The sequence below is a fragment of the Rothia sp. P100 genome (assembly GCF_023712425.1).
Lineage (GTDB): Bacteria > Actinomycetota > Actinomycetes > Actinomycetales > Micrococcaceae > Rothia > Rothia endophytica.
Genome location: NZ_JAMAYG010000001.1, coordinates 241,120 through 253,896 on the forward strand (window position 1 = coordinate 241,120; position 12,777 = coordinate 253,896).

The window sequence follows — 12,777 nt, forward strand, 5'->3', positions numbered from 1 at the left end:
TCCCCACATGCGTGGGGAAGCCCGGCTTTTGTGCAACCTAAATGGTCGCGTGCTTAGCTGCGATGGTGACTCGATCGTTTGAAACGGTCAAGAAACCTTCGTGCAGGCGGGTCACCTTCTTCTCGCCGGTAACCGACTCGATAAGAAGTTCGCCGTCTTCAGCTAGAAGAGCCATGGTGGGGATGTGACCGGGCATGATGCCGATGTCACCGTTGACGGTGCGAGCACGTAGGTACTTCGCTTCGCCAGCCCACACGACCGATTGGCGTGAAACGACTTCTACTTTGAGTGCCATGATTACTTGGCTCCAGACTGTGCCTTGAGTTCCTCGTAACGGCGCATAACGTCGTCCATACCACCGATGTTGTAGAAGGCCTGCTCGGGGATGTGGTCTACATCGCCGCGGCAGATCATCTGGAATGATTCGATGGTCTCCTTCACCGAAACGGTTGAACCCTCAACACCGGTGAACTGTTTAGCAGTGTAGGTGTTCTGTGAGAGGAACTGCTCGATACGGCGGGCACGGGAAACAACGACCTTCTGCTCTTCGGAAAGTTCGTCCACACCAAGAATCGCGATGATATCCTGGAGTTCCTTGTTTTCCTGCAGAATTGCCTTGACCTGAATCGCAGTATCGTAGTGATCCTGACCGATGTACTGGGGGTCCAGAATACGTGAGGTCGAGGTCAGCGGATCGATTGCGGGGTAGAGACCGCGTGAAGCGATTTCACGTGAGAGCTCAGTGGTCGCATCGAGGTGCGCGAAGGTGGTCGCGGGTGCGGGGTCAGTGTAGTCATCCGCGGGTACGTAGATAGCCTGCATCGAGGTAATGGAGTGACCACGAGTTGAGGTAATACGTTCCTGCAGCAGACCCATTTCATCTGCCAGGTTGGGCTGGTAGCCCACTGCAGAAGGCATACGACCCAGAAGGGTTGAAACTTCTGAACCTGCCTGGGTGAAACGGAAGATGTTATCAACGAAGAGCAGAACGTCCTGGTTCTGAACATCGCGGAAGTACTCCGCCATGGTCAGACCGGTCAGTGCTACGCGCAGACGAGTTCCAGGGGGTTCGTCCATCTGGCCGAATACGAGGGCGGTGTCTTTGAGGACACCTGCCTCTTCCATTTCAACCCAGAGGTCATTACCTTCGCGGGTACGCTCGCCAACACCGGTGAACACTGAGGTACCACCGAAGTTTCGAGCAACACGCGTAATCATTTCCTGAATCAGAACGGTCTTGCCAACGCCGGCGCCACCGAACAGACCGATCTTACCGCCCTTAATGTAGGGGGTCAGAAGGTCGATGGACTTAATACCGGTCTCCAGCATTTCGGTTGAACCTTCAAGGTCAGCGAAGTTGGGAGCAGAACGGTGGATAGGCCAGTAGGTGTCAGCCTTGATCTCATCATTGGATACGTCCAGGGCATCGCCCAGAACGTTGAAGATGTGGCCCTTAACGCCGTCGCCCACTGGGACGGAGATAGGAGCACCGGTATCCACTACAGCCTGACCGCGCACGAGGCCGTCAGTCTGCTGGAGCGAAATTGCGCGTACCAGCGAATCACCGAGGTGCTGAGCAGTCTCGAAGGTGATTTTGCGGGTGGTGCCGTTGAGGGTAAGGTCAGCGGTCAGCGCGTTGTAAATGTCAGGTACCTGGCCGGCAGGGAACTCAACGTCGACGACGGGGCCGATAACGCGAGCAATACGACCGGTTGCGCCCTGAGTCGGCTGTGCAGCCGATTCGTTCAGAGTTGCAGTCATTGTTCTCACTTACTTGTGTAGAGCGTGGAAAAGTTGTCTTCGAAGTTTAGGAGGCGAGTGCGTCCGCGCCGCCAACAATTTCGCTCAGTTCCTGAGTAATCTCAGCCTGGCGAGCGTTGTTCATCAGGCGAGTGTACTTCTTGATGAGATCGTCAGCGTTGTCACCTGCGGACTTCATCGCCCGCTGGCGTGAAGCAAGTTCAGACGCTGCGGCCTCAAGGAGGCAAGCGTAAATTCGAGAAGCGACGTAACGGGGCAGAAGTTCATCGAGTACTTCCTGAGGGTTCGGTTCGAATTCAAAGACTGAATTCTGTTCGAACTGATCGTTCTCAAGGTGTTCACCGGGAACAATTTCTTCCCCCAGAGCGCGAGCGTCAGCTACCACGATAGGTAGCAGGCGCAGAACGCGGGTTTCCTGGGTCACCATTGAAACGAACTCGGTGTAGACGATATGAAGGTCATCTACCTCGCCGCTTTCAAAGGCTGAAAGAATGGCATCGCGGGCAGCTACAGCCATCTCCACGTTGGGGTTATCGGTGTTGCCTTCCCACGCCTGCTCGTACTCACGTTCACGGAAGTCAAAGTAGGACTTTGCCTTTCGCCCCATGAGGTAGAGCTTGACCTCGCGCCCTTCACCGCGGAGCTTCTCAATGAGCCCCTCAGTTTTTTTAAGGACGGAGGATGAGTAGGAGCCAGCAAGACCGCGGTCGCTGGTCAGAACCAGTACCGCTGAACGGCCACTACTGCCTTTGCTACCAGATGCAAGTAGCGGGTGCTCAATGTGATGCTGGGTAGCAATGGCGGTGACAGCCTTGGTCAGCGCGTTAGCGTAGGGGCTTGCTGCCTCTGAACTCTTACGCGCTTTGCTGATACGTGAGGTCGCGATCATCTCCATCGCCTTGAAGATTTTCTTCATAGACGATGTTGAAGTAATCTTTTGGCGGTAAACCCTAATCTGGGCTCCCATATAGATTCCTTTCGTTCCCTGCTTTGATGGTGCTCAGCTCATAGAAGAGATGAGCACCAACAAAACTCGGGTAAATCGCTAACCGATGATTTCCTGTGAGACGTCACCGTCTACGAGTGGCTTGTGCTCCTCGTGACCAGCCTCAACCAGGTGGCTTGAGCCCTCTGAACGGAAACCGGCCTTGAAGTCTGCGACGGCAGTCTTCAGAGCGTTGACGGTTTCGTCTTCAAGCTTGCCGCTAGCTGCAATGTCCTGCAGAACGGAGGTTGAACGGCGCAAGTGATCCAGGAATTCTGTTTCAAAGCGCAGGACGTCAGAAACTTCTACATCGTCCAGGTAGCCATTGGTGCCAGCCCAGATGGAAACAACCTGATCTTCAACCGCGTAAGGAGTGTACTGGGGCTGACGCAGCAGCTCGGTCAGGCGAGCACCGCGGGTCAACTGAGCCTTTGAAGCGTCGTCCAGGTCGGATGCAAACATAGCGAATGCTTCCATTGCGCGGTACTGAGCAAGGTCAAGCTTGAGGGTACCGGAGACCTTCTTCATTGCCTTGGTCTGTGCTGCGCCACCCACACGGGAAACAGAAATACCTACGTCGACTGCGGGACGCTGGTTAGCGTTGAACAGGTCTGACTGCAAGAAAATCTGGCCGTCGGTGATGGAGATGACGTTGGTGGGAATGAAGGCCGAAACATCGTTAGCCTTGGTTTCGATGATCGGGAAGCCGGTCATGGAACCTGCGCCCAGCTCATCTGAGAGCTTTGCACAGCGCTCGAGCAAACGCGAGTGGAGGTAGAAGACGTCGCCGGGGTAAGCCTCGCGGCCCGGCGGGCGGCGGAGCAGAAGTGAAACCGCACGGTAAGCTTCTGCCTGCTTTGAGAGATCATCAAAGATGATGAGAACGTGCTTGCCGCCATACATCCAGTGCTGGCCGATGGCGCTACCGGTGTAAGGTGCCAAGTACTTGAAGCCTGCTGCATCTGATGCAGGAGAAGCGACGATGGTGGTGTAATCCAGCGCGCCCTTCTGCTTCAGGGTTTCACGGACGGCCGCGATGGTCGAAGCCTTCTGGCCGATTGCTACGTAAACGCAACGAACCTGCTTGTTAGGGTCACCGGTTTCCCAGTTATCCTTCTGGTTCAGAATGGTATCAACTGCGATGGCAGTTTTACCGGTCTGGCGGTCACCAATGATGAGCTGACGCTGTCCACGACCAATGGGAATCATGGCGTCGATAGCCTTGAGACCGGTCTGGAGGGGCTCGTGCACTGACTTACGCGCGGTAACTCCAGGTGCCTGAAGTTCCAGGGCACGGCGGCCTTCAGCTTCAATCTCGCCCAGGTCATCGATGGGGTTGCCCAGGGGGTCAACGACACGACCCAGGTAGGCGTCGCCTACGGGTACGGACAGAACTTCACCGGTGCGGTGAACTTCCTGGCCTTCTTGGATGCCGGTGAAGTCGCCTAGGACGATTGCACCGATGTCGCGGGTATCAAGGTTCTGTGCCAGGCCAAGGGTGCCATCTTCGAAGCGAAGAAGCTCGTTAGCCATTACTGAGGGAAGACCCTCGACGCGTGCGATGCCGTCGGATGCTGATGCAACACGACCCACCTCTACGCGCTCTGCATTGCCGGGTTCGTAAGACGCTGCGAATTCGTTCAGCGCGTTACGGACATCATCGGCATTGATGGTCAAATCGGCCATCTTATGTCCCTGCTCTCCTAATTGGTTGATGGTCTGCACTGAATGGGTGCGTCCATCTAAACTTGCAAGACGTAGGTTCCCGCCCGCCATCAGTGGATGAACGGGAACTCGCTACTGCCTTATGTATCTTCTAAATCACCGTCGTAAACGGTTTGTCACACTGCCTATGCGAAGGATCGGCTGAGATCTGCTAGGCGGGTTGAAAGAGTGCCATCAATGACCTCGTCCCCTACCTGAACACGCAGACCGCCCAGAACCGAAGGATCGACAGTGATATCGAGCTTTAGGTCCTTACCGTAGGTTGTGTTGAGTGAACCCTGCAGCTTAGCAATTTGCTCAGCTGAGAGTGCCTCAGCGGCAGTTACTCGTGCAATCCAACGGTTTTGACGCTTGACGATGATTTCAACAAACTCATTAGCCAGGCGAGCTGCGGTGCTACCGCGAGTCGCTGAGCCAACTCGTTCGAGCAGAAGCTTGCCCTCTTCAGTGGTAACCTGACCACCAAGATTAACGGCGAGCTTCTTGAGTGCTTCTTTGCTTGCCCTGCTGTCAGCTAGCGCTGACTGAGCCTCCGCTGAGCTATTGACGGTGTTGACAAAAGTCAACAGTTCGTTGACGACTGCGTCCAGTGCATCTGCACCGCCGCGCTGCTCAGCTGACATCGCAATCGCGGTCACGGCAGTTTTTTCAAGAGCATCTGCCAGGTCTCGCTCGGAGCTCCAGCGTGCCTCTGCAGCTGCAGAAACGACGTTGAGAGCGCCTTCTGAAACCTTGCCGCTCAAAACTGCGCGGGCAATACCGGCGCGCTGTTCCGCTTCGCGAGAAGGATCGGTTAGACCTCGCCTCAAGCCACCGTTGCCATCGATAAGATCGACGACAGCGAAAAGCTCTGCTGCGAGGTGGTTGGGGTTAGAGGCAGTATTATCTGCCAGAACCTGTTCCACCTTGTTCAGTGATTCAGTTGATACTGCTGACATTAGCGAGTAGCACCTGCCTGCTGCTGTGCATCGAGATCAGCAAGAAAACGGTCGACCACACGTGATGAACGCTGATCGTCAGCGAGTGACTCGCCAACAATCTTGCCTGCTAGTGCAGTCGCCAGGGTTCCAACTTCGGTGCGAAGTGAAGCCTGTGCAGATGCACGTTCAGCGGCAATAGTCTTCTGTGCGTTCTCGGTGATGCGAGCGGCCTCAACCGATGCACGTTCCTTGGCTTCAGCGATGATGCTGTCACCTTCGGCACGGGCCTCTTCACGAATTTTCTGAGCCTCAAGTCGAGCGCTTTCAAGCTGCTGACCGTACTCTTCGCGTGCTGCTGCTGCTTCTGCTTGGGCCTTTTCAGCCTTAGCAAGACCGCCTTCGATTGCTTCCTTACGGTCCTGGTAAATCTTTTCGAATGCCGGGACGACGTACTTGGTAACGATGAAGAGGAGGATCAGGAACCCAATGGCGGTAATGGCGATTTCCCAAATGTTGGGGATGAGAGGATTAGCGCCCTCTTCCGCAGCCATTAGAAAAGACATAGGGGTTTTTCCTGTTCTATAGATTGGTCAAGTAGGTTCGACATCAGTCGAACATTACATAATGAATGCCAGGACCAGACCAAGAATTGCCAGTGCTTCAACCAGAGCGAAGCCCAGGAACAGCATGGGCTGCAGGGTCTTCTGTGACTCGGGCTGACGGGCAACGCTGGTCATGTAAGCAGCGAAGATCAGACCTACGCCGATGCCGCCGCCGATAGCTGAGAGACCGTAGCCGATTGCGGTAAGTGAACCTTCCATGGTTTTTCCTTTCACAGAGCCCACGTGGGTGTTATGTGGGCAGAGTATTTATTTGGATAACTACCCGCTTGCACGGGTCGCTGTATTCATCTACTACGGTGAGCAGCAGAGAAAATCTTTAGTGGCCTTCTGAAACCGAGCCCTGCAGATAAACCGCGAGGAGCAGGGTGAAGACGTAGGCCTGGATGCACTGAATCATCAGCTCCAGGAAGAAGAGGAAGATGCCCAGGACACCAGAACCAACCGATGCCAGTGCAGCGAAGCCGCCTGCCTCCATGATGAGGTACTGGGTCAGTGAGGCGGCAACCATAATCGCCAAGTGACCACCGAACATGGTGGCGAAGAGACGAAGAGCATGGGTGGCTGGGCGGATCAACATGTTGGACATGAACTCAATGGGAATGAGGATGACATAGATGACCGGAGGAACACCGGATGGCATAGTCATGTCCTTGAAGAAAGTACCCAGACCTTTTCGCTTAATACCAACACCAACCCAGGTCACATAAGCAATGATCGCCAGTGCGTAGGCTGAGCCTACATATGACATGGTGGGCAGCTGAATCAGCGGAATGGAACCGTAAAGGTTGTTGACCAGGATGAAGAAGAATGCTGTAAAGAGCAACGGCACGAAGGGCTTATAGGCGTGAGCGCCGATAATTTCTTTCCCCAGGCTGTTGCGTGCCATACCGTAACCCATTTCGCCAATGAACTGGGTGCGGGAAGGAACCATGGCACGCTTGCGAGCGGCATACATAAAGAAGCCTGCCACAATGACCACCGACAACATCACCAAGAGCATCTGCTTGCCAAAAGCAAACGAGCCGATCTCGAAGATTGCAGGTAGGTGCATGTCATCAATCGTGGGAGCTTGATAGCCCTGCTGTTCTCCAGCTGCAACAACTAGCCCGTTTGAAATCAAGGCAAGTCCTTTCTTGCTACTTGTTGGCCGCTTGCGCAACCTCATAGGTGTTCAAAGAATCAAAAGTATGTGTGGTCTCTTATTGAAAAGAGATATTTATTTTTGGTGCGTCTGTCGCATGTGGAGGAAAACCAAGTAGACACCACCAAAGGCGCCAATAAGAACTCCTACCCACCGAATCCAAGAGGCTCCGAGCAAGTGGTCCAAGCCATAGCCTACCAAACCCCAGACCGCTATGCCGATAATGACATAGAGAAGCGTCATAAAGGCACCAGCAGTACCTCCTCCGGCAATTAATTCGCCGGTTGAGCGAAGCTTCTTATCCTGGCTATACCAGGTGTCCTTATCTTCTTTCAACAGCCGCTCACTTTCCTTCAGTCAGTTGCGTCAAAGTACAGCAGTCGTTGCTTGGTGATGACGTACGCTTCAAGCCCCAGCTGCAGAAGAATCGCGATAAGGGCCGCTACCATCATCCAGCCGTTCCTGAAACCATCGGGTACAGGAGCGAGAATCAACAGCAGCGTAAAGATAACTACCTTCACCACATAAGCGATAACCAGTGAACGCGCGGCCGATGTCATCGACCGTCGCTCCCCCACAAGCACCGTTACGATGCTGATCAGGAAACTAAGATAGACGATACCTACACCGGTTAGAAAGCCACCAGCGCCGTCAACGCCTTCTATTATCGCTCCAATAATCGTACCGATAATGGCCAAGATTACAAAAGATAGTGTCACGTAACACAGGATGCGCCACCACGGCATCTGGCCAACGGGCGGGTTACCGAATAATCGATGCACCTTTAACCTTTCTCAGAGCTGAGGGAAGGGACAGGTAGATCCCCAATAGACACACCACGAGGAGTGCTGACCAGATGGCATCCTGAGTCTCAAAAGGTAGAGCGAGAACCGTGATAGCTGTAATGACCAGGGTAAATACTGTTACCAAAGACGCGCTACCAATATGACTCAGTCCGCAGTCCGTAAGCTGTTGATAGACGTGGGTGCGGTGGGGTTTGTACCACTGCTCCCCCCTGAGTACTCGCCGCAAGAGAGTTACACCGGTATCAGTCAGATAGACCAGTAGGGGCGCCAGGATGTACTCAAGATAGATTCCCGACAGGAAGGCGCCGATAGCCATTGAAGCGATGGCTCCACCCAGGAAGTAGGACCCTGCATCCCCCAGAAAAACATTCTTGCCGGTGCGCACGTTCCAGGGCAAGAAGGCAAGGTAGGCTGCAGCTAGGGCGGCGCCACCTCCTATGAGCCAGGGTGTCGAGTTTGCCCAGCCTGCGTAGCTGTAGGCCAACCCAACAGCAAAGCCGTGTAGCCCTGAAATGCCGTTGATGCCATCCATAAAATTGGTGACATTGATATAAGCAGCTACAGCGATGACCCCCAGCGGTAGCCACCATACAGGGGTGCCCAGAACATAGGTGAGACCTAAAGTGACGATTACACCAATCAGCACCTGAGCCCCAGCTCGTACCTTAATAGAGACACCGCGGTAGTCCTCAAGCCAGCCGAGAAGCCCGGCGGACATCATGCCAAAGAGAACGCACAGGGCAACCGAGCGATCGGTATAAATTTGCCCATCAAGCAAGGCAATAACGTACCCCAAAAGGACTGCTAGCGCCGTTGCTAAGCCCATTCCGCGATAGACCGGAGAGGTATGAGATGAGCGCTCTGTTGGGATGTCTACAAGGTTCCAACGGTGCAAGAGTGGTCGTACTGCGAAGGGCAGGAGAAGACCCGCCACGGCAGCTACCCCACCGGCTACCAGAATAAGGAGCAAAAGCTCAGAGTTCATGGCCTACTCACCCTGCCCTGCGTGGTCAATACGTTCATAGCCTCTGTGCTCCCGGTAGTTTCTAAACCAGAGGGCGTAATCCAGCTCGCTAGGTGCCTGTACGGGTGCTTTGGCGTGCAAGATATAGGGGTTAAGCTCGCTTCTGCGGGCCTCTTCGCCCGCGCCGAAGAGCACTTCGTCCTTTTTCTCGCCGGGACGAAGCCCGATGATGTCAATCTCGACATCGTAACGCTCGTACATTCGGCGCATGTGCTCAGCAATCTTGAGAATTGATACCGGTTTACCCATATCGAGCACTAGCACTTCACCACTATCACCAATATGTCCTGCCAGCATCACTAAGAGGCAGGCGTCTGAGATGAGCATAAAGAAACGGGTGGCCTCTTCGTGGGTGACCGTAATGGGCCCCCCATCCTGTATTTGCTGAGTAAAGAGGGGTTTGATAGAACCTCTAGAACCAAAAACATTACCGAAGCGTACGGACACATATTTCTTGCCGGTTTGCTGACCATACCAACTGGTAAGCATCTCAGCAGTTCGTTTGGACTGGCCCAAAGCCGTAGTAGGATCAGCAGCTTTATCCGTTGAGACGTTAACGAAAACTTCAACATCTACTTCAGAGGCAGCCTTGAGAACATTCCCGGTGCCCATCACATTAGTTTTGTAGGCTTCCTTAGGATAAGCCTCCAGAGCCGACACATGTTTAAGTGCCGCAGCATGGAATACAACCTGAGGTTGACGTTCAAGAAAAACTGCCCTGATGGCGTCCGCATCGCGTACATCAGCTAGCACAATGGAACGATCATCAAGACTAGAAAGACCGGTCAGAGAGTATTTTGTATCCATGAGCAGGGATTCATCGCGGTCCAGCATCATCAGTTCAGCTGGAGCGTACTTACTGAGTTGCCGGCAGAGTTCAGAGCCAATCGAACCACCGGCTCCTGTTACCAGAACCCGTTTACCCTTAACATAGGAGGCAATAGCGTCCCGATTAATCTGGTAATCAATTTTTCCGCGGATATTCTCGAGAAGGTAACGGTCGTTGTTAGCCAGCTCCTCCCCCTTAATACCCGAGATGTCAGGAATGGCAGAAGTGATGCGAAGAGTTTCTACGCCCAGCTCTTTCATCGCCTGGGTGACCCTCATCAGACGACGCTCTGAGATGTTATCTCCAATAGCAATGAGGACTTTACTGACGTGCAGACGTTTGACCAACTGCGGGAGCTCTGCGCTTTCGCCGGCGACATGCACCGAATGGATCCGCGCATTTCTCATCGACGGATCATCATCGACAATGGCTACCGGACGGTACTTGGATTTGGGGTCCGACATGAGATTAGAAACCACATTTCGCCCTAAGAAGCCCGCTCCAAAAACGATGACCGGCTCAGAGCTATCCAAATCAGGCCGGTTAGTGTGGTCCTCATACATGCGTTTGACGTAACGCAGCCCCATCATGAGCAAAATAGCGATGGGGAAGGCAATAATCACTACAGAACGCGGAACACCAATATGACGGGCGGATAGTAATAGAACGAACTGGATGGTAATGACGTTGGCAACCACTAGAGGATAGAGGATGCGACCTTCATGGAAGCTGCCATAAGAGTAGCGATCGCGGTAGAGCCCAGCGCAGAGACCAAAACCCAGCTGCAATACGACGGCTAGTGAGGCAATAAGAGCTAAACCACTACCATCGATCTGACCGATATCAAGTCCGTATCGCAGAATAAAAGCTACGGGAAGGGCGACCAGCCAAGCTACTGAGTCAAGCCCCATCTGAATGTACTTCCACCAGGTTTTGCGTTCATAGGTGTTGGGGAGCACGGGCATGCTGGCTGTTTGCAAGGATGCTTCTTTAGCCACGGTCTCCCTCTCGCTGGACTACTGCTGTTTTGCCGCGCGTCACGGCTCTAAAAATCTTTTTTCGAACATACTCTGGAACGAAACGGTAGACAGAACGAACGGTGATGTTTCGTGCCCACTGAAGTTTTGATAAAGCTCCACCGTTATAGAGTCTGCGCTGCACCTCGTAATCCTTGGAAAAAGCAACAAGCCCTCCACGCCGAGCGTAGGCTTCAGTGACCCGGTAGGCGACCAGAGGCTCCTGGACGTTGCCAAAGATAAAACCGGCTTTATTCATGCGCACCCACAGCCAGTAATCCTCTGCCCCAGGAACTTCGGTGTAGCTCCCCACGGCAAGAACCGCTGATTTCCTGAACACAACGGTAGGGTGCAACATAGGGTTGCGGGTTGCAAAGGTACTGCTGATAGTCCGAGGGTGGGAAGGTGCCGACCGTACAGACTCCACCACTTCTGGATCGGTAAGGAACTCATTCATCGCTGATCCAACAACATCGTAAGTGCAGTTGGCTATCAGAGGGATTTGAACGTCAAACCGATGGGACAGTGAAATGTCATCAGCATCAGCCCGCGCAACAATATCGTGAGCACAGGCGTCCAGGCCTTCACGCAAAGCGGCGGCTAAACCAAAATTCTGCGGCAGCGCCAGGCGCTTAACTGGCATTGATGCAGAAGCTTCGAATTCATCGAGTACCGCCGAGAGTTCAGCAGAGAGAGGCCCATCTTCAACCAGAACTACTTCATCAGGGCGCAGACTCTGCGCTTCTGTATTAGACCGCAGAGCGTCCTTAAGCTGGTGTGCCTTATCTTTCGCGTACACGCTCATGAGCAGACTGAAAGCAGCACTATCAGACCGGTGACTTCTTTGCCTTTGAGAGGAATTAACGGTTTCCAGGTCATAGACATCAGCCAGCACCTGATCGTTACTGCGGTAGCCGCGAGCGGCATCCCTCACTCCCTTGAGAAAGTAACCGGTGTAGGTCTTCTTATCGCTGGTGCGGAGTAGAGTGCTCGCCCATAACCTGGCGGTTGAACCACCGTAGAGCAGCTTTTCTAGTGGGCTCAGCGTGCGTCGTGCGCAGAAAACCCAAAGCTTGTTCCGTACGTCATTATAAAAGCGGGGCCCGGGGTTGGCATCGGTAGTACCAAAAGTTTTGGTGTGGTGCAGAGCCACGGATTTTTCGGTGGCAATAGCATTGCCATGATGGGCAAGGCGAGTGGTGTACTCGAAGTCATCATTCCAAATGAAGAAATCAGCCAAAGGCAGCTCAGTGGCCCGCATAGCTGCGGCGTCCAGCAGAACCGAGACGAATGACGCCGAGCGGATGGGGCGGGCTCCCACCGCGGCCGCTTTCTGGGTGCGCTCCTCACCGGCTGCGAACATAGTGCGCATGGTGTTCATGGGGTGGTCGCGGCCGTCGTCCCACACCACCTTGGAGGCCACAAAAACGGGACGTTCACTTCGAACCGGTGAGTAATCCGCCCAGGCCCGATAGGCTTCGCTCAGGGTATTGGCGGTCGGTTCAGTGTCATCGTCCATCACCCATACGAGATCCGCCTGATGGCGTGCCAAAGCTCGGTCAATCCCTACCGCGAACCCTCCGGCACCACCCACGTTCTTAGGTAAATGCACGATATCGGTATTCAGCTCGTTGCTCAGTGAGTCAAGATAGTCGCTAGTGCCGTCTGTTGATGCGTTGTTGATAATCACAACGGTGTGCGGCACTAGTTGACCGCACGCTATTCCAGCTAAAGTTTGGGGAAGCAAGTCTAGACGGTTGTAAGTAACAACCACCGCCACAATGCGTTCTGAGCGAGCAGCGTGTGCTGCTGCGGGTTCACCGGGAGAAACCATTGAAACCTGCTTGATCCTTTCAGCGGGTGGTAGCCTGTTCAAGCTATGCGGCACGATCACCGCATAATCTTCTAAAGTTTACCTAACTTCTAGCTTAAACTATCTACAGTCAG

13 protein-coding genes are annotated in these 12,777 nt (G+C 53.9%); all 13 read right to left on the minus strand.

The window, feature by feature from the left end; genetic code table 11:
- Nucleotides 1-37: 37 nt before the first annotated feature.
- The gene (locus tag M3668_RS01165; protein ID WP_251379001.1) at nt 38-295 is read right to left on the minus strand and encodes a F0F1 ATP synthase subunit epsilon; all 258 of its coding nucleotides are present in this window, start codon (nt 293-295) and stop codon (nt 38-40) included.
- A 2-nt stretch (nt 296-297) separates the two neighbouring features.
- Nucleotides 298-1,761: a F0F1 ATP synthase subunit beta gene (gene atpD, locus M3668_RS01170; RefSeq protein ID WP_251379002.1), complete on the minus strand. Its 1,464-nt coding sequence runs from the start codon at nt 1,759-1,761 to the stop codon at nt 298-300.
- Nucleotides 1,762-1,807: 46 nt separating this feature from the next.
- Nucleotides 1,808-2,728 carry a F0F1 ATP synthase subunit gamma gene (locus tag M3668_RS01175; RefSeq protein WP_251379003.1) on the minus strand — a complete coding sequence of 307 codons (921 nt, stop codon included), beginning with the start codon at nt 2,726-2,728 and terminating at the stop codon, nt 1,808-1,810.
- A 78-nt stretch (nt 2,729-2,806) separates the two neighbouring features.
- Nucleotides 2,807-4,432, minus strand: a complete 1,626-nt coding sequence (gene atpA, locus M3668_RS01180) for a F0F1 ATP synthase subunit alpha (RefSeq protein ID WP_251379004.1) — start codon at nt 4,430-4,432, stop codon at nt 2,807-2,809.
- 164 nt (nt 4,433-4,596) lie between these two features.
- Complete coding sequence (locus M3668_RS01185; protein WP_251379005.1) at nt 4,597-5,409, minus strand: F0F1 ATP synthase subunit delta; 813 nt, start codon at nt 5,407-5,409, stop codon at nt 4,597-4,599.
- Nucleotides 5,409-5,954, minus strand: coding sequence for a F0F1 ATP synthase subunit B (locus M3668_RS01190; protein WP_251379006.1), 546 nt, complete (start codon nt 5,952-5,954; stop codon nt 5,409-5,411). Before M3668_RS01190 ends, M3668_RS01185 begins: the two co-directional genes overlap by 1 nt.
- 54 nt (nt 5,955-6,008) lie before the next feature.
- A complete protein-coding gene (atpE, locus tag M3668_RS01195) occupies nt 6,009-6,212 on the minus strand; it encodes an ATP synthase F0 subunit C (protein WP_237204036.1) in 204 nt (67 codons plus the stop codon).
- A gap of 118 nt (nt 6,213-6,330) precedes the next feature.
- A complete protein-coding gene (gene atpB / locus M3668_RS01200; RefSeq protein WP_251379007.1) occupies nt 6,331-7,134 on the minus strand; it encodes a F0F1 ATP synthase subunit A in 804 nt (267 codons plus the stop codon).
- Nucleotides 7,135-7,230: 96 nt separating this feature from the next.
- Nucleotides 7,231-7,491, minus strand: coding sequence for a hypothetical protein (locus tag M3668_RS01205; protein WP_251379008.1), 261 nt, complete (start codon nt 7,489-7,491; stop codon nt 7,231-7,233).
- 17 nt (nt 7,492-7,508) lie between these two features.
- Complete coding sequence (locus M3668_RS01210; RefSeq protein ID WP_486374957.1) at nt 7,509-7,901, minus strand: Cg1360 family ATP-synthase-associated protein; 393 nt, start codon at nt 7,899-7,901, stop codon at nt 7,509-7,511.
- A gap of 16 nt (nt 7,902-7,917) precedes the next feature.
- The gene (locus M3668_RS01215; RefSeq protein WP_251379010.1) at nt 7,918-8,946 is read right to left on the minus strand and encodes an MraY family glycosyltransferase; all 1,029 of its coding nucleotides are present in this window, start codon (nt 8,944-8,946) and stop codon (nt 7,918-7,920) included.
- Nucleotides 8,947-8,949: 3 nt separating this feature from the next.
- Nucleotides 8,950-10,812 (minus strand): polysaccharide biosynthesis protein, encoded by a 1,863-nt coding sequence (locus tag M3668_RS01220; protein WP_251379011.1) that lies wholly within the window; start codon nt 10,810-10,812, stop codon nt 8,950-8,952.
- On the minus strand, nt 10,805-12,664 hold the full coding sequence (locus tag M3668_RS01225) for a glycosyltransferase (protein ID WP_251379012.1): 1,860 nt from the start codon (nt 12,662-12,664) through the stop codon (nt 10,805-10,807). Before M3668_RS01225 ends, M3668_RS01220 begins: the two co-directional genes overlap by 8 nt.
- Between the last annotated feature and the right edge of the window lie 113 nt (nt 12,665-12,777).

Coding starts and splice junctions, on each gene's coding strand:
- M3668_RS01165 (WP_251379001.1), bottom strand. CDS start 295: ATGGCACTCAAAGTAGAAGTCGTTTCACGCCAATCGGTCGTGTGGGCT.
- atpD (WP_251379002.1), bottom strand. CDS start 1,761: ATGACTGCAACTCTGAACGAATCGGCTGCACAGCCGACTCAGGGCGCA.
- M3668_RS01175 (WP_251379003.1), bottom strand. CDS start 2,728: ATGGGAGCCCAGATTAGGGTTTACCGCCAAAAGATTACTTCAACATCG.
- atpA (WP_251379004.1), bottom strand. CDS start 4,432: ATGGCCGATTTGACCATCAATGCCGATGATGTCCGTAACGCGCTGAAC.
- M3668_RS01185 (WP_251379005.1), bottom strand. CDS start 5,409: ATGTCAGCAGTATCAACTGAATCACTGAACAAGGTGGAACAGGTTCTG.
- M3668_RS01190 (WP_251379006.1), bottom strand. CDS start 5,954: ATGTCTTTTCTAATGGCTGCGGAAGAGGGCGCTAATCCTCTCATCCCC.
- atpE (WP_237204036.1), bottom strand. CDS start 6,212: ATGGAAGGTTCACTTACCGCAATCGGCTACGGTCTCTCAGCTATCGGC.
- M3668_RS01210 (WP_486374957.1), bottom strand. CDS start 7,901: ATGCCGTGGTGGCGCATCCTGTGTTACGTGACACTATCTTTTGTAATC.
- M3668_RS01215 (WP_251379010.1), bottom strand. CDS start 8,946: ATGAACTCTGAGCTTTTGCTCCTTATTCTGGTAGCCGGTGGGGTAGCT.
- M3668_RS01225 (WP_251379012.1), bottom strand. CDS start 12,664: ATGGTTTCTCCCGGTGAACCCGCAGCAGCACACGCTGCTCGCTCAGAA.